Here is a 16,566-nt window from a genome sequence, read left to right on the forward strand (position 1 = left end):
CATGCCATGGCATGACTGCCTGAACGGCTTTTCCGCCGAGCTCGCCACCGAGCTGGGCGAGCTACTGCGACGCCTCGCCCCGGCGCTGGGCGTCCACCATGACGCCAGCCGCGGCGACGAGCTGGCCGCGCAAGGCCTGGACGACTTGCGCCGCCGCGGCTCCTACCAACGCCTGCTGGCGTCGGAATGGCTGCTGGCCGACGAAGTCCCCGACGAATTCCTGCGCCGCGCCGCCAGCGGCGAACATCTATTCCTGTCGCCCGCCCCGCGCGAACGCCAGGCCGACCGGCGCATCGTCGCGCTGTTCCATGCCGGCAGCTGGCAGCTGGGCGCGCCCAGGCTGGCCCATCTGGCGCTGTGCATCCTGCTCGATCACCGCGCCAGGGCCGCCGGCGGCGAATTCCATTGGGGCAGCCTGCAGGCGCCGGGCGAATGGCGGCAAGGTGCCGCGCCCGATGCGCTGAAACAGCTGCTGCGTGCCCGCGCCTACCGCAATTTCAACGCCCAGCTGTACCAGGCGTGGCTCGACGATCTGTCTACGCGGCCCGCCGCCGACGAGTGCTGGCTGGTAGGCTACCCCCTGGACCAGCAAGGCCTGCTGGCGCCGCAGTTCACCCACCAGGCCGACATCGCGCCCACGCTGCGCGGCGACGCGTTGCGCGTCGCCATCCGCGATCGCCGCGGCGAGCGCGCGCTAAAGCTGCCGCTGCCGTCCGGCGATGCCGGCCTCGCGCTGCTGCAGGGGCGCTTCCAAGCCGGCCAGGCTACCGTGCGGACAGAGACGCGGCGCTTTTCCCTGCGTCACGCGCCGCTGCTGTCTCCCAATGGCCGCCATGTCGCCGTCTCGCTTCAGGGCGGCTACGCGGCACTGATGCTGCCGGTGGACAAACCGGGACAAACATCGAAACAGAAGGCGCGCCAGCTGCAATGGCACAGGGCCAGCACCCTGCTGGCGCGGGCATTCACGGCCAAGACCCTGGGCGCCGTGGTTCAGCGCGGCGCCCAGCTGAGCTGCCTGCAGTTCCCGCGCATAGGCAAGGTGCCGCTGCCGCAGCAGGCCGAATTCCATGCTTCCCCGGGATCCTCCACCTTGCTGGATGCCGCCTGGCTGCCCGGCAAATCCGGCGGCAGGCTGTATTTGCGCGACTTGAACGGCAATCTTGTCTATTGGGAAAGCGGGGGCGCTGCCGGAACCGCCCCCATGCGCCAACAATGCGGCGGCGTGCAGGCCCTCTGCCAGATAGACGGCGCCTCCCTGCTATACGCCCGCCAGCAGAACGGCCAGCTCCGTCTAGGCTGGCTGGGCGCCGATCACGACCAGAAGGCGGTGGAAGTCGCCCCCGGCATCGCGGCCGACACCTATAGTCGAGTGTTGCTGCACGGGCTGCCGCAAGACCGGCGCTTCGCCTGCGCGGTCCTGCTGCGCGGCGGCGAGCGGGAAAGCTGGCGGCTACACGCCGGCAGCGGCGGCGGCGCGCCGGATGGCCGGGAATGCCTGCTTCCCGCAGGCTGGCGCGCGATAGGCGTGCAATTGACCGACAAGCCGCGCTTGCTGCTGGTCCACGACAAGCAGAATCAGATCGCCCTGCTGGACGAAGACAAGATCCTGCCGTTGTACGGGACTGCGTCGCCGATCGCCCGGCTCAGCTATACGCCCTCCTGCGCCGGCATCGCGCTGCTGACCGAACAAAGAGAGTTGATCGTGTACTCCCTGGCCGCCCGCGCCGTGGTTCTCCATCTGCAAAACCAGGCCGCAGGCAAAGCACATGACTGAAAACCTCTCCTTAGGCTCCGAAATACGCCAGCCGGTGCTGAGCGGCCGCGCATGGCTGTCCGGCCTCTGGTTGCCCGCCGACCGGTACGGCGAGTCCGAACGCCGGCTTCGCATCCTGGCCAACTGGCACGCGGGCGCCGCCGCCTACCGCTTTCCGGAAGGCGATCTGCTGCGCTACGCCGCGCCCATGGAGCAGGATTGCGAACGCCTGCCCGGCTGGCCATTGCAAAAGCTGGGCCGCACCCTGTGCTCGGCGCGGATAGCGGCCGACGAATATGAAAAACTGCCCGCGGCCGACCTGTGGCTGGTCCGGGGCGGCAAGGTGCAGGCACTGAGGCTGGCGGACGCCGAGGTTCTCAAGCCTGGCGAATGGCTGGACGTGTCCGCGCCCGCCATCCACGCGATGTACGATTGCCACATCGCCGAAGCCGCGCAGGAACAACCGTTGGCCCCCACCACGCAGGGCATACGACAGCTGTTGGGCGAGCGGATCCCCGCCGCCAGCCACGAGCAAAAGCAGTTTCTCAGCGCCCTGCAAGCAGGGCGCGCTACGCCGTCGGCCGCCACGGCCAAGGCGCCCGCCTGGCGCAAACCGCTGATCGCGCTTGCCGTGCTCGGCGCCTGCCTGGCGCTGGGCGCCTTCATCGCCTCCTCCGGCGGCGATGGCGGACCCTCGTCCACAGGATCCGGCCCATCTTCCGGCGGCGCCCACTTTTTCCCCTGGCTGATGCTGATCGCGCTGGCCGTCCGCTCATGGCAAAACAGACAGGAATCCGCCCCGCGGAAGACATCCGTTCCATCCCAGCCATCCAGCCCGAAGCAGGCTGGCGGAACCCGGAAAACAAGCAAGCCGGGCGCCATCGCCCAGGCGCTGATTCCCGCGCGGCGAAGCGTGGAGCGCGTGCTGCCCCAGGCCTGGCGCGACTGGCTGGCCCGCGCGGCGATGACCAGCCATCTGTCCGGCATCCTGGGCCGTCGCCAGGCCGCCTATATGCGGCAGATGCTGGAGATGTTCGAAAACGGCCGCCTGCAGGATGCCTTGCGCCACGCCATTCCGCTGGGAGGCGAAGGCGGCAGCGCCGGCCAGGCCTTCGGCCTGCCCCATGCCCGCCGTGACTTGAAGCTGGGGATGAGAAACGACGCCGCCGGACCCTCGATCGATCTGGGCGAAGACCTCAACCGCCACCTGCGCCAGCTGTACCGCAAGACCTTCGAAAAGCTGGACCGGGAAGGCAATGTCGAGCAGGCGATATTCGTGCTGGCCGAGCTGCTGCAATCCCACGCCGAGGCGATCCATTACCTGGAGAAGCATGAGCGCTACAGCCAGGCCGCGGAGTTGGCCCTGCTCTGGGACATGGAAGCCTCTTTGATCGTGCGCCTGATGTGCCAGGCCGGCGATCTGCCGCGGGCGATGGCGGTGGCGAGACGCGACGGCACCTTCGCCGAGGCCATCGCCTTGCTGGAATCCCGCTGGCCGGTGGCGGCGCGCCAATTGCGCGAAGAATGGGCGCAGGCCCTGGTCGACCAGGGCCGCTGGCTGGACGCGGCGCAGGCGATCTGGCCGATAGCGTCGATGCGCGAACGCGCGACCGAATGGCTGCTGCGCGCGGAAGAGGCCGGCGGCAGCCTGGCCGCAGAGGCCGTGGTCAAGCGCGCCCGGCTGTTGCCGGACTCGCTGGACAGCCAGGAGGCGCGCATCCTGGCGATACGCGACGACGACGCCCGCGGGACGGAGCGCGCGGCGATCGCCCACGCCTTGCTGGCGCTGGACAGCCATAACGATGAAACCCGCCTGCTGGCGCGCGCCTTGTTCAACGCCTGGCTGGTCGACCAGGACAAAGGCATGGGCCGGCTCGGCACTCAGCAGCTGCAAGGCCTGCTGGACATCGCCCAGGATCCCCTGCTGCGCGCGGATCTGCCCGGCAAGCTGCCATCGCCCAAACCCAACCCCTTCGCCGACAAAAAGGAGGTGTCCTGGATATCCGTCCCCGCCGCCGGCGGCCAGGCGGTAAGCGACATCGCCTTGCTGCCCGACCTGCGCCTGCTGGTCGCGCAAGGCGAGGCCGGCGTCACCCTGCGCGACGACAGAGGCAAGGTTCTGCATCGTTTCTCCGCGCCGGCGGATAATATCGTACTGGCCGACAGCGGCCAGGTCGCCCTTGCCGCGATCCACCGCGGCGAGATGCTGTGCGTGCAGCGGCTGGACCTGGTGACGCGCGAACAGCGCGACCTGGGCGCCATCGCCGTCGATTGCTACGCCGCCAGCTTCGACGGCGTCGGCTGGACGGTCGGCCAGGGCGACGCGATCCGGATACTGGACACCGGCCACGGACTCGGCCGCGTGCTGTGGCAGATAGACAAGCTGCCGGGACGCGCGGTCCGCATTCTGCGCAGCCCGTCTTGCGAGCAGTACGAGCTGGTCGATCCCGACAATAAAATGCTGTTGTGGCAATACAGCCTGCCCGGCCGGCGGCTGGCGTCACGCGGCCATGTGCCGGCGCTGGAAAAGAATACCGAAGTATCGGTCATTCCTTCGCGCTGGGGCGGCTACCGCTACTTCTGGATGGCGTGGGACGAGAAGGACAGCCCCTGGCTGGTCAGCCAGCGCCCCGGCAAGGAAAAGGAGCATGGCCTGGCGCTGCCGCCCCAGATGTCCGGAGCCGCGATCAACGTCACCCTGGGCCGAGCGGGGCTGGCGGTATCGCTGCGACAGGAGAGCGATAGCTGCGTGGTACTGGCCCGCGACGGCGAATCGTATCCGGACATCGCTTTCTCCTGGCCGGCCGGCGTCTTCGTCTGGACCAAAATGTACGGCGACTGCTGGCTGATGTTCGACCGCTTCGGCCGGGTCGCGATCATGGACATGGAACGCTGCTACGCCAGCATGCTCACCATAGCCTGATGGCTCTGCCTCATAACGATGACAAGGAATATTTGATGATGAACGCAAGCATCCCCCTGCTCTGCCTGGCGCTGGCCGCCCCGATCGCCTCGGCGGCCGGCGCGCCGCAGGCCATGCTGGAAAACTATCTGGCCAAGGACGCCGCCGGCATGCGGCTGCAGGAATACCCGGCCGCCCGCTACTTCGCCAACTACCAGGACGAGCCGGGCTGGGACATGGTGACGCTGATCACCGGCTACGGCGTGCAGCCGCAGCAATGCGGCCCGCGCCGCTGCGAATTCGTGGTCCGCTATCAGCTGGATCCGACCCGCCCGTCCGACGAGCAGGCCAAGCCCCATCCCAAGGGCGGCGAGGAAAAGGCCCGCTACGTGGTGGTCAAGCAGGGCGGCGGCTGGAAGATAGACAGCGGCAGCATGCGCGAGCCGCACGTGAAGCGCGGCGCGTTGCGCTGAAGTCGCGGAAGGCGGGGCCGGGCGCCCGCCCCGTCGGCCTCACTTCGGATAAGACAGCGTGACCACCTTCGAGCTGACGCTGGTTTTGATCCGATGCTCGTCGGGCCCAGCGTAGCGGACGGTGGTCACCGCCAGCCGGGGCTGATCGCCAGGCCCCGCCAGCGGGTTCAGAAACACCTGGCTGCCCTCGCAGGCCTTTCCCCCTTCCCCGCAGTCGCCGAAGTTGTCCCCCTCTTCCGCCTTGAACAGCACCCTGGCGCGCCAGCCATCGAACAACACCACGCTGTACACCGCGCTGGAGCTGCCCTGGCCGGAGCCCGAACTGCCCAGAATCACCATATAACCCCTGCGGCTATCGTGAGACAGCACCGTCACATCGCTGCTTTGCCCGCCGAAGTCCTTGAGCACGACGGCTTTGCCGAGCGCGGGACGCGCCAGGACATAGCCTTGCATGAAGTTGCGTCCCTGATCCGGAAAACCCGCCGATGCCAGGTAGGCCTTCTCGCCGCCTTTCAGCGCCAGCGAATAGACATCGCCCAGCTCCACCTTGCCGACCTCGCCCAGCCAGCGGACGATCTGGGCTTTGGATGGCTCCGCCGCCTGCGCGGCGGCGCAGCAGAATGCGGCCAGCGCCGCGAAATATCCGAATTTCATCGCCACTCCTTGCTCGCTCTCCGGCCTCAGTCCCGCGCCGGTATCGCCAGGCCGCGCGCCACCGCCGGCCGCTCGGCAAAGGCCTGCACAACGCGCTGGATGTTGGGAAAGTCATCGAAGCCCACCAGTTCTCCGGCGCCGTAGAAACCGACCAGGTTGCGTACCCACGGCCAGATGGCGATGTCGGCGATGGTGTACTCGTCGCCCATGATCCAGGCGCGGCCGGCCATCCGTCCCTCCAGCACCTGCAGCAAGCGGCGCGATTCTGCGACATAACGGTCGCGCGGGCGCTTGTCCTCGTAGTCCTTGCCGGCGAACTTATGGAAGAAGCCAAGCTGGCCGAACATCGGCCCCACGCCGCCCATCTGGAACATCAGCCACTGGATGGCCTCGTAGCGCGCGGCCGGGCTCTTGGGCAGCAACTGGCCGGTCTTGTCGGCCAGGTAGATCAGGATGGCGCCGGACTCGAACAGCGCCAGCGGCTTGCCGTCCGGGCCGTTCGGATCGAGGATGGCCGGGATTTTATTGTTCGGGTTCAGCGACAGGAATGCCGGCGACAGCTGGTCGTTGCTCTCGAAACTGACCAAGTGCGCCTCGTAGGGCAAGCCGGTTTCCTCCAGCATGATGGAAACCTTGACGCCATTGGGCGTCGGCAGCGAGTAAAGCTGCAGGCGGTCGGGGTGTTGGGCCGGCCACTTGCCGGTAATGGGAAAGGCGGACAGGTCTGCCATGGCGTGATCTTTCTGGTGAGCGGCAAAACGCCCACTATACCCGCCCGGCATTTCGCCGTCTCTCGCGGCGCAAACCCGGCCATGCTAGGATCCCGCCCTTGATCATCCTTAGCCGCAGCCGGAATCAGACCATGCGCAGCCTCCTCGCCGCCCTCGCCCTTGCCTCAACCAGCCTGCCGGCCAGGGCCGCCTGCCCCGCCAACGCGCCAGGCGAACCGATGCACTGGGCCATCGCCATCTGCCAGCAGCGCTACGAAACGGACGAGATCGAAAGCCCCAAGATGCAGACCTGCATTTTCTCTACCGCGAAAGAGCCCGGCAAACCCGCAACCAACGCCTGCGCGATCAATCTGCAGCTGAAAAGGAAATGGTGCGCGAGCCTGAAGCACAACGGCGTCGCCGGCTCGGTCGACGCCTGCGTCCGCTCGCGCGACACGGTTCCCGAGGTGGTGGCGCAGGGCGGCGCCTGAGCGCCGGGATGGTCCGCGCCGCGCCGCGGGTATATCATGTCGCTTTGCTCAATCCGGCCGCGGCGTTCCGCCCGGCCGCGCACGCATACAGGAAGAATCCCTTGATCAACGTCACTCTTTCCCCGTCCGTCACCGTCGGCAACGAAGCGCCGTTCACGCTGTTCGGCGGCATCAATGTGCTGGAATCCCGCGACCTGGCGCTGCGCGCCGCCGAGGAATACGTCCGCGTCACCCAGAAGCTGGGCATCCCCTACGTGTTCAAGGGCAGCTTCGACAAGGCCAACCGCTCGTCGATCCATTCTTACCGCGGCCCGGGCCTGGAAGAAGGCATGAAGATCCTGCAGGCGGTGAAAGATACGTTCGGCGTGCCGGTGATCACCGACGTGCACGAGCCGTGGCAGGCCGCGCCGGTGGCCGAAGTGGCCGACGTGGTGCAGCTGCCGGCCTTCCTCGCCCGTCAGACCGACCTGGTGGAAGCGCTGGCCAAGACCGGCCGCGCCGTCAACATCAAGAAGCCGCAGTTCATGAGCCCGGCCCAGATTCAGAACGTGGTGGAAAAGTTCGTCGAAGCCGGCAACGAGCAGCTGATCCTGTGCGACCGCGGCACCTGCCTCGGCTACGACAACCTGGTGGTGGACATGCTGGGCTTCGGCGTGATGAAGAAAGTCAGCGGCAACCGCCCGGTGATCTTCGACGTCACCCACTCGCTGCAGCAGCGCGAATCCGGCGCCGCCGCTTCCGGCGGCCGCCGCGCCCAGGTGGCGGAGCTGGCGCGCGCCGGCATGGCGGTGGGTTTGGCCGGCCTGTTCCTGGAGGCCCACCCGAATCCGGCCGAGGCCAAGTGCGACGGTCCCAGCGCGCTGCCGCTGGCGCAGCTGGAGCCCTTCCTGGCCCAAGTCAAGGCCATCGACGATCTGGTCAAGTCCTTCGCCCCGCTGCAGATAGACTGAGCCCGGCGGCCATGCGCCTCGCCGCGGCGGACCAGTCCGCCCGGCGCGGGTTCAAGCGCTCAGGCTGTTGAACAGCTCGTCCTCCTGGGCGAAATGCAGTCTGAGCACCGCCTCCAGGCCGTAAAGCGCCTGCTGGATGTCCTGGATGCCCGGCTCCGACGGCGCGTCCCTGTGCTGGGCGAACAAACGCGCCAGCCTGTGGATGCCGCGGAAGATTTCTTGGTGGCTGCGGCTCAGCGCGGCCAAGGGGTCATCGCCGCCCAGTAGCGGCGAGACTGCGGGATACAGCGCGCGCTCATCGGCCTCTTCATGCGGCAACAGTTCCAGCCGCAGCCAAGCGTCCAACTCATCCATCGCGCCCAGCCTGGATTCGGCCGCCATGGACGGCAGCGATCTGGCCAGATCCGACAGCTTGGCCAACAAGGGCTCGAGCAGCCTGTGTTCTTCGCGCAAGGCGCTCAGCTTCGCCTCCGGCAAAGTCTTGCCCTGCCCCCGCAAGGGGCGGACGCCCAGCGCGCGCAAGGCGTTCGCGATGGCCGCCACGTCTATCGCCTCCTGCAGCAAGGCCCCCTCCAGCGGCGGCAAATAACCGGCCGCCGCGCACAGCATGGCCAGCAGAGACAGGCCCATGCCCAAGGCGGCACTTTGCGCGGCCAGCCGCAGCGCGGCGACGGCCACCATCTTCGCCTCCGCCAATTTGTCCAGTCGATCCGCCAACAGCACGATGTCGGCGCTTTCCGCCGCGGCGGCCGAACCGCGGGCGCCCATCGCCACGCCGACTCCGGCGGCGGCCAAGGCCGGCGCATCGTTGACGCCGTCTCCCACCATCACGCTGCGCTGCCGCTCGCGGGACGCCTGGACGACGCGTTCCAGCTTGTCGGCCGGCGACAGCTCCGCATGCACTTCGTCCACGCCTATGCCGCCGCCTATGGACTCGGCCACCTCGCGCCGGTCCCCGGTCAGCATCACCATCCGCCTCACGCCGGCGCGGCGCAACAGCCTCAAAGCCCGCGGCGTTTCCAGCCGCAGCTGGTCGGACAGTTCCAGCACGCCCTCCAGCCGTCCATCCACGGCGACGAAGACCGCGGAAGCGCCCTCCGTGGCCATCCGCCTTTCCTCCTCGAGCAGCCACGGCTCCGCCGCCGCGTGGAGCAAGACATATTGCGCCGTGCCGATCGCCACGCGCCGCCCCTCCACCACGCCGCGGATCCCGGCGCCGGGCTGCTCCTCGACCTGTTGCGGCAAGGGCAGCGGACCGCTGCCGCGCTCATGCGCCGCTCTCAAAATGGCCGCGGCCAAGACATGGCAGGACATCTGGTCCAGCGCGGCGGCAAAGCGCAGCAAGGCGCCGGCTTCGCGCGCGCCATAGGCGCGGACGTCGGTCAGCGCCGCCTGGCCGCCGGTCAGCGTGCCGGTCTTGTCGAAGAACAGCACATCCGCCGCGGCCAGCGCCTCCAGCGCATGGCCGCCTTTGACCAGCACGCCGCGCCCTGCGCAATTGGAAATGCCCGACATCAAGGCGACCGGCACCGCCAGCAGCAAGGGGCAAGGCGTGGCCACCACCAGCACCGCCAGGCCGCGCGTCGGATCGCCGCTCGCCCACCAGGCCAGCGCCGCGAGCGCCAAGGCCGCGGGAGTGAATCCCAAGGCGTAACGGTCGGCCAGGCGCGACGCCGGCGCCTTGCTGGAGGCGGCTTGCCCCACCAGCTTGACGATGCCGTTGAAAGTGCTGTCCTCAGCCCGGCGGGCCGCGATCATGCGCAGCGTCTCGCCGGCGTTGATGGCGCCGCTGCGCAGCCATCCGCCGGCCACCATCCTCACCGGCAGGGACTCGCCGGTCAACGGCGATTCGTCCAGCGCCGCCTCGCCGCTGTCCAGCGGCCCGTCGACCGGCACCATCTCCCCCTGCATGACCAGCAGCGCGTCTCCGGGGCGGATGTCCTCTATCGCCACCGTGCTCAGCGCCTCGCCGTCCAGCCGGTGGGCCAGGCGCGGCGCGCGCTGCAGCAAGGCCGCCATTTCCCGCGCCGCCTTGCCCGCCGCGAAAGCGTCAAGCAAACGCCCTGTCGCGGCCATCGCGGCGATGACGGCCGCGGTCGCCTGCTCGTCCAGCGCGATGGCCACCGCGATGGACAGCACGGCCAGCACATCCACGCCGATCTGCCGCCGCCTCAAGGCCCGAGCGGCGTCGAGCAGCAGCACGCCCAGCATGGGCAGCGAGGATAACAACAGCAACAGCGACGCGCCTTCCCCGCCGCCCCATGTCTGGCGGATCAGCGCAAACAGCAGGGCCGCGGCGGGCATGGCCAACAGCGCCACATTCCACGGCAAATCCCGACGTGACATCGCAACGCCCCCCATGCCAATCCGGCTCCCTGTTCGGAATGTACACCACCGCGAGCGTTCTGCTGGCGGCGCGGCAGCCCTCTGCCGGAAACAGGAGCGGCTCCGCCAACGCGAGCGAAACCATCGCCGGCCCGGCTCCGGAGTACCGAGAACCGCGCCAAGCATTAACGCCGGACGCAGCGGTATGCTTCGGTCCGATAGGGGAAGGCCACCACGTCCCGGCCGCGCAAATCGGGATGGGTGGCGATCAGGCGGCGCAGGGCTTCGGCGAAACGCCGTTTTTCATCGTCCGGCAGCGCGGCGATGAAGCTGACGGATAGAAAACGGTCGATGATCACCCGCTCCGGCGGGCCGACATGGCGGTGCGGCAGCGCCGTCAACGCCGGCGCGGCGAAATAGCCGGCGGTTTCGAACGGCCTGCGCCATTCTCCGGAGTGGAAGCGCGGCGTATACCCCTCATACGGCGCCAGCAGCGCGCTGATCTGCGCCACCCAGCCGCAGGACTCGTCGCGCACATTCCATACCAAGCCCAGTCGGCCGCCCGGCTTCAGCACCCGGTGGATCTCGCTCAGCGCGCGCTCGTTGGCGAACCAGTGGAAGGCCTGCGCGCAGGTCACGGCGTCCACCGACGCATCCGGCAGCGGAATCGCTTCCGCCGTTCCCGGCAGCGCCCGCAAGCTCGGCAGGCGGGCCTGCAACTGGGCGCGCATCGCTTCCACCGGCTCCACCGCCAACGTTTCGCCTGCCACCGTCGCCAGCAGGCGGCTGAACTTGCCGGTGCCCGCGCCCAGATCCAGCGCGATCGCCCTGTCGTTCAATCCCAGTTGGCGCCTCAGCCAGTCCGCCAACTCCGGCGCGTACTCCGGCCGGCCGCGCTCATAGGCCTGCGCCTCCCGGGAAAATCCGTCCCGCGCCTTGCCATGCAATGCATCCATATTTCCCTCGTCGCCTTGCAGCAGCGCGTGAAATTATTTCAACAAATACAGTATTGGTACGTATTTTTAATGCGCTTCGCGATATCTAATATGGACCAGGGCGGCACCCTACCCTGCCGGCCGTACCGCCTGGCTCGCCCCCATCGCCTATTCGGCGATTTCGAAGACTGACCCTCGCCGCCCATCATCTTCCCAAATACTTCCGGAGGGCAATATGTCCACTGCCACCGAAACCGAGGCCGCCATCGCGGAAGCGACGGCCACCAAGAGCTACGCCTGGACGCTGACCGCGTTCCAGCAACACGGCAATCTCTGGCTCAGATGGAGCAGCACCGCTCCGTTCCGCGCCCAGCAGGGCCAGATCCACGTCTACGACGGCACCCACTTCCCGTCCAATCCGCAGGATCAGACCAAGAAATGGACCTGGGACGACGCGCCCAACACGCCATGGGACACCGGCCTGCCCTGGGGCTCCAACTGGTATTGCGCCTATATCGCGCAACGCCCGCCGAACGGGCCCTATGCCTATGTGGTCCAGGTCATCACGCCGCAGGAAAAATGACCCGCCGCAAAGCAAAAGCGGAAGCCCAGGCTTCCGCTTTTTCATGCCGCGGTTGCGGCCTGCAACTCGCGCAAATAGGGTTTGACCTTGGCTGCCGTCACCTTCTGCAGCTTGCACAGCAAGGCGTGGTCGATGTCCGCCAGATGGAACTGCCGGCTCAGCGTATCGCCAAGCAACAGCATCAGTTGGGCCGCCATTTCAGCGTCGGCCATCGCGCGGTGGGCGCGCCCGGTGTCGGGCAGGCCGGCCCAGCGCGCCAGCGTGCCCAGCTTGTGGTCCGGCGCCTGCGGCAGCAGGCGGCGCGACAGCAGCAGCGTGCAGGCGAAATCCTGTCGGCGCGACAGGCCAAGCAAGCCCAGTTCGTAGTCCCAGAACTTGCGGTCGAAGCCGGCGTTGTGCGCGGCCAGCGGGGCGTCGCCGACGAAATGGGCAGCGTCCCGCATCACCCGCTCCGCCGGCGGCGCGTCTTTCAGCATCGCGTTGCTGATGCCGGTCAGCCGCTCTATCATCGGCGGCACCCAGACGCCGGCGTTCATCAGGCTGTGGAAACGGTCGACCACGCGTCCGTCCTCCACCATCGCCACGCCGATCTCGGTGGCGCGGCAGTCGCCGCCCGGCGTCGCGCCGTTGGTTTCGAAGTCGATGACGGCGACGCGCTGTCTCATGCCAGCGCGGCCTTGGCCGCCTCTTCCGGCGTCAGGCCTTCGAAGAACTGGTCGGTGTACCACTCGGCCTGATCCTCGATATGCTCCTGCGCTTCGGCCACGGTGGCGCCGGCGGCGACCAGATGGGTTTCCACTTCCGCGCACCAGGCCAGCAGCGCCAGCGTCTCCTCGTCCAGTTGTTCCTGCTGTTTCCGGGCCATGGCCTTTCCCTTCAATTACTTGCGATAAAGCCGCGCATTGTACGCGGCTTCGGTTCCCAAGGCTAATCGCCGACGCGTCCGCGCAGCGATTTCACCGCCGAGCGCCTTGACTTCCCCTCCAGTCGGCGCTGCTTCGAGCCATAAGTCGGCTTGGTGGCGCGGCGCGTCTTGGGCGTGTGGCTGACGGCGTCTACCAGCGCCTGCAGCCGATCGATCGCGTCCGCGCGGTTCTGCTCCTGGGTGCGATGCTGCTGCGCCTTGATCACCAGCACGCCGTCCTTGCTCAGCCGCTGGTCGCTCAGGCCCAGCAGCCGTTCGCGCAGCCAGGCCGGCAGCGACGAAGCCGCGATGTCGAAACGCAGGTGGACGGCGGACGAGACCTTGTTGACGTTCTGGCCGCCGGCGCCCTGGGCGCGCATCGCGGTGAACGTCACCTCGTCCTCTTTGACCAGATACAGGGAAGGCGGCATGGCTGAAACAATCGTTGCGAAACAAGCATTATAAACCGCGCGGACTCCATGGTCCGCGCGGCCTGTCCGCATCAAGCGCCAAGCCTGCGAACCGCGCGCTGCAGGCGGAACGGAGCGCGTTGGCGCGCGCCGCGCCGATGCTGGCCATCGCGCCGGCGATCCGGTTTCGCATGGCGCCTCGCCGGGGTCGGAGAGGCCCGGCCGCGAAGCGCTGGTGCCGCTGCACCCTGCCGGCCGGCTGAAAACGGCGAGACCCGCCGCGCCGGGCTGGCGGGCGGGCGGGTCTCGATCAGGCCGAGCCGATCAAGACTTCAGTTCCTTCACCAGGCCGTCGCACACCGGTTTCTGCGCATCCTCGGCAGACAGCTTCTCGCATACGCCATTCAGTTGACCGGCCAGCCTGCCGACGGCGTCCGCGTGCTTGCCGTCCTGGTTCCAGGTCTTGAGCCGGCCGGCCACCTTTTCCAGCGAGCGGCGGCTGCGTTCGTAGAAGGCGCTGCCCGACTTGCCCGCGTCGGCGAACACCTCGCTGGCCGCAAGCTCGATCCGGCCAGCGTCCTGCGGCGCCAGCTCCACCGCGTTGCTGACGTAGCTAGCGCCCCACTGCAAGCGGGTAGCCTGCCCTTCCGACGCCTGGTAGGCCTTCTGGTACCAGTCCAGCGCGGCGGCCTTGTCGCCGCGCTCCTTGGCGTTGGAGGCCAGGATCAGCATATGGTAATACGGGGCGTGCGAGGTTTTCAGCTCGCCCTTCAGCAGGGTGTCGGATTCGTCCAGCAGGCCGGCGTCGGACAGCAGCTCGCCGGCGGCGGTGATCACCGCCTGGCGCTGATAAGGGTTGGCGCTGGCCTTGTCGGCCTCCGCCGCCTTGGCTTTCACGTCGGCCACCAACCCGGCCGGCAACGGCTGCTTGGGATGCTGCTGCTTGTACAGGGACAGCAGCGTGGAGGCCGCGCCCAGCCTGTCGCTCCAGGACAAGGTCGAATCGGCCTCCAGCTTCTTCAGCTGGGCGTCGAAAGCCTGGCGCAGCGCCGCGTCGTCGCCCAGCAGCTTCAGCGCGTCGCTTGCGGCGTAAATGACCACGTCGGCGTTGGCGCGGCTCAGCTTGTCATCGGCCAATACCCGCAACAGGCGCCCGCGCGCCTGGCGCTTGTCGAACGCCGGCGGCGCCTTCTCTCCTGCCTGGGCGGCCAGCGCCTTCAGTTGCAACCGGGTCGCGACCGCGGCCGGCTCGGCTGGCACACGCTCCGCCAATTGCGCCAGGGTGGCGGGCACGTCCTTCTCCGGCAACAGCTGGCCGCGGTCCACATCCCAGGCGTAATCGGCCAGCAACTGCCAGTCGGCCGCCGCCAGCGTGTTGCCGGCCAAGGCGTCGGACAACAGCGCCTTGACCGGCTTCACCGCGGTCAGTCCCAGCTGCAGCGTGCGCAGGTAACGTTCCGGATCCACCTCGCCCGGCAGGCGGGTGATCTCGGCGCCGTCCGGACGGAACAGGATCATGGTCGGGTAGCCTCGCACCTTGAATTTTTCGCCCAGCTGCTGCGCATTCTCGCTGTCGCCGTCCAGGTAAACCGGCACGAACTGGCGGGTGGCGGCGATGAAGTCCGGACGATTGAAGATGGTGGACTTCACCTGGTTGCATGGCGGGCACCATACCGCGCCCCAGTACAGGAACACCGGCTTGTTCTCCGCCTTCGCGCGGGCGAACGCCGCCGGCACATCGCCCTGCTGCCAGCTGATGCCCGGCGGCAAAGCGTGGCCGTCGCTGACATCCGCATGCGCGAGCGGCATCAAACCGGCCAGCGCCAGGGCCATCGCCAACAAGGTTCGCTTCATGTCTCTGCCTCTTTCTGTCTTTGTATGCGTGGCTCCATGCTACACCGAATATTCACGAAGCATAAAGACAGGCTGGCGATTTGCTTAGCAGCGCCGCTGCAAAAGGCGCCAGACGATACCGATGGCATTCCGAACGCGGCTCTTCTATCATCGATGGCCATGAGCCGCCTGATCCTGCCGCCGCCGCTATCGTTGAGCGGCATCGTCCGTTACTTCCACATCGAGGATGCCGACGGTGGCGTGCTGCGGATGCCCGCCATGCCTTTTCCCTACATCGGCGCATTGCTGGACGGCACCACACATGCCGAACGCGGCGAGGAACGCATGGACTCGCCGCGCAGTTTCGCCGTCGGCATGCTATCCCGCCCGTTGAGCCTGCGCATCGATCCCGGCACGGTGTTTGTCAGCGCGCCACTGTGCATCGGCCAGCTGCAAACCATATTCGGCATTGCCAGCCATGAACTGACCGACCGGATCTGGCCGCTGGAGGCGCTGATCGGCCGGGAGGAAGAGGAAAAGCTGTTCGACAGCCTGCGCCTGCGCGATGGCCCCGCGCAGTGGATGGAGGCGATGTCGTCGTGGATGATGGGCCGGCTGGCGCGGCGGGAAGCGCGCAGCGGCCTGGACGACTGGCGACTACCAGCCGCTTCCCTGTTTCTGGATGGCCTCACGCTGGCGGAACAGTCTGGCCTGAGCGTGCGCCAATTCGAGCGGCGCTTCCTCGCCCGCTACGGCCAGCCTCTGCGCGACATGCGCCGCATGGCGCGTTTCATGCGGGCGATGAGCGAAATGATCCTGGACCGGGCAGGCTCTCTGGCCGATCTGGCGCAAGCGTGCGGCTACTTCGACCAGGCGCACCTGAGCCGCGATTTCAAGCTGCTGTCCGGCTTCACGCCCCGCGAGTTCGCGCTGGGCCTCCACGCTGCTCAACGCTCCGAACTGGATCTGCTGCGCTACGACGCGCGCGAGAAACGGCTGGTGATGGACAGCGTGGACGCCGGTCTGCGGGAAATGCGGGTAGAAGACACAGGGGATGTCGTCTCGGTGCAAGACGCCTTCTGAGCAAGTGGCGCAGCATGGGTCCGTTGCGTAATGGAGACCTTAGATGGACAGCCCCTCCCTGGAAAAAGACGGATTCCTGCTCACCACCCTAGACGGCCTGTTCGGCAGGGCCCAGAGCGGCAGCTTGTGGTATCTGTCGTTCGGCCTCGCCTGCTGCGCGGTGGAAATGATGCACGCGGCGGCCGCGCGCTACGACATGGACCGCTTCGGCTGGATACCGCGCGCCACGCCGCGCCAGGCCGACCTGATGATCGTGGCCGGCACGCTGACCAACAAGATGGCGCCGGCGATGCGCAAGGTCTACGACCAGATGTCGGAGCCGCGCTACGTGCTGTCGATGGGCTCCTGCGCCAACGGCGGCGGCTACTACCATTACAGCTACGCGGTGGTGCGCGGCTGCGACCGCATCGTGCCGGTGGACGTCTACGTGCCCGGCTGCCCGCCCACCGCCGAGGCGCTGCTGTACGGCCTGATGCAGCTGCAGGCCAAGATACGCCGCGACGACACCGCCAGCCGGCGCGAGCTGCTGGACCGCTCGCCAAACCGGCAGCCTAACTGAA

Annotated in this window: 16 protein-coding genes; 8 read left to right on the forward strand and 8 right to left on the reverse strand. The window is 67.8% G+C overall.

Going from position 1 to position 16,566, the window contains the following annotated elements; translation table 11 throughout:
- Position 1: 1 nt before the first annotated feature.
- Genes CV_RS13430 through CV_RS13440 form a run of 3 tightly spaced genes read left to right on the forward strand, consistent with a single transcriptional unit; the run spans position 2 to position 5,128 of the window.
- Positions 2-1,774 carry a hypothetical protein gene (locus CV_RS13430; RefSeq protein ID WP_043596293.1) on the forward strand — a complete coding sequence of 591 codons (1,773 nt, stop codon included), beginning with the start codon at positions 2-4 and terminating at the stop codon, positions 1,772-1,774.
- Positions 1,767-4,676, forward strand: coding sequence for a bpX6 domain-containing protein (locus tag CV_RS13435; RefSeq protein WP_052278836.1), 2,910 nt, complete (start codon positions 1,767-1,769; stop codon positions 4,674-4,676). Before CV_RS13430 ends, CV_RS13435 begins: the two co-directional genes overlap by 8 nt.
- Positions 4,677-4,711: 35 nt before the next feature.
- Positions 4,712-5,128 (forward strand): hypothetical protein, encoded by a 417-nt coding sequence (locus tag CV_RS13440; RefSeq protein ID WP_011136290.1) that lies wholly within the window; start codon positions 4,712-4,714, stop codon positions 5,126-5,128.
- Positions 5,129-5,167: 39 nt separating this feature from the next.
- Here CV_RS13440 and CV_RS22235 read toward each other — a convergent pair whose 3' ends face one another.
- The gene (locus CV_RS22235; RefSeq protein WP_011136291.1) at positions 5,168-5,782 is read right to left on the reverse strand and encodes a hypothetical protein; all 615 of its coding nucleotides are present in this window, start codon (positions 5,780-5,782) and stop codon (positions 5,168-5,170) included.
- A 26-nt stretch (positions 5,783-5,808) separates the two neighbouring features.
- The gene (locus CV_RS13450) at positions 5,809-6,513 is read right to left on the reverse strand and encodes a glutathione binding-like protein (protein WP_011136292.1); all 705 of its coding nucleotides are present in this window, start codon (positions 6,511-6,513) and stop codon (positions 5,809-5,811) included.
- A 131-nt stretch (positions 6,514-6,644) separates the two neighbouring features.
- Between CV_RS13450 and CV_RS13455 the strand changes: the two genes are divergently transcribed.
- Together CV_RS13455 and kdsA are read left to right on the forward strand one after the other, a co-directional pair.
- Positions 6,645-6,983, forward strand: a complete 339-nt coding sequence (locus tag CV_RS13455; protein WP_011136293.1) for a hypothetical protein — start codon at positions 6,645-6,647, stop codon at positions 6,981-6,983.
- A 101-nt stretch (positions 6,984-7,084) separates the two neighbouring features.
- Complete coding sequence (gene kdsA, locus CV_RS13460; RefSeq protein WP_011136294.1) at positions 7,085-7,933, forward strand: 3-deoxy-8-phosphooctulonate synthase; 849 nt, start codon at positions 7,085-7,087, stop codon at positions 7,931-7,933.
- 51 nt (positions 7,934-7,984) lie between these two features.
- Here the strand turns inward: kdsA and CV_RS13465 are convergent, their stop codons facing one another.
- Together CV_RS13465 and CV_RS13470 are read right to left on the reverse strand one after the other, a co-directional pair.
- Positions 7,985-10,279 (reverse strand): heavy metal translocating P-type ATPase, encoded by a 2,295-nt coding sequence (locus CV_RS13465; RefSeq protein ID WP_043596299.1) that lies wholly within the window; start codon positions 10,277-10,279, stop codon positions 7,985-7,987.
- 164 nt (positions 10,280-10,443) lie between these two features.
- Entirely contained in the window at positions 10,444-11,214 is a 771-nt protein-coding gene (locus CV_RS13470; RefSeq protein ID WP_011136296.1) for a class I SAM-dependent methyltransferase, read from the reverse strand.
- Positions 11,215-11,428: 214 nt separating this feature from the next.
- Between CV_RS13470 and CV_RS13475 the strand changes: the two genes are divergently transcribed.
- Positions 11,429-11,776, forward strand: a complete 348-nt coding sequence (locus CV_RS13475) for a hypothetical protein (protein ID WP_011136297.1) — start codon at positions 11,429-11,431, stop codon at positions 11,774-11,776.
- A gap of 41 nt (positions 11,777-11,817) precedes the next feature.
- Here CV_RS13475 and CV_RS13480 read toward each other — a convergent pair whose 3' ends face one another.
- From CV_RS13480 to CV_RS13495, 4 genes are all read right to left on the reverse strand, one after another.
- Positions 11,818-12,441, reverse strand: a complete 624-nt coding sequence (locus tag CV_RS13480; RefSeq protein ID WP_011136298.1) for a 3'-5' exonuclease — start codon at positions 12,439-12,441, stop codon at positions 11,818-11,820.
- Positions 12,438-12,641, reverse strand: coding sequence for a hypothetical protein (locus CV_RS13485; protein WP_043596301.1), 204 nt, complete (start codon positions 12,639-12,641; stop codon positions 12,438-12,440). The genes CV_RS13480 and CV_RS13485 overlap by 4 nt, the downstream gene beginning before the upstream one ends.
- 62 nt (positions 12,642-12,703) lie before the next feature.
- Positions 12,704-13,111, reverse strand: coding sequence for an alternative ribosome rescue aminoacyl-tRNA hydrolase ArfB (gene arfB, locus CV_RS13490; RefSeq protein ID WP_011136299.1), 408 nt, complete (start codon positions 13,109-13,111; stop codon positions 12,704-12,706).
- A gap of 303 nt (positions 13,112-13,414) precedes the next feature.
- Positions 13,415-14,944, reverse strand: coding sequence for a thioredoxin family protein (locus CV_RS13495; protein WP_011136300.1), 1,530 nt, complete (start codon positions 14,942-14,944; stop codon positions 13,415-13,417).
- Between the two features lie 159 nt (positions 14,945-15,103).
- Here CV_RS13495 and CV_RS13500 point away from each other — a divergent pair, with 159 nt between their 5' ends.
- Together CV_RS13500 and CV_RS13505 are read left to right on the forward strand one after the other, a co-directional pair.
- Positions 15,104-16,006, forward strand: coding sequence for a helix-turn-helix domain-containing protein (locus tag CV_RS13500; protein ID WP_158303321.1), 903 nt, complete (start codon positions 15,104-15,106; stop codon positions 16,004-16,006).
- Between the two features lie 43 nt (positions 16,007-16,049).
- Positions 16,050-16,565 (forward strand): NuoB/complex I 20 kDa subunit family protein, encoded by a 516-nt coding sequence (locus tag CV_RS13505; RefSeq protein ID WP_011136302.1) that lies wholly within the window; start codon positions 16,050-16,052, stop codon positions 16,563-16,565.
- The last annotated feature ends 1 nt before the right edge of the window (position 16,566 follow it).

The organism is Chromobacterium violaceum ATCC 12472, from assembly GCF_000007705.1.
Lineage (GTDB): Bacteria > Pseudomonadota > Gammaproteobacteria > Burkholderiales > Chromobacteriaceae > Chromobacterium > Chromobacterium violaceum.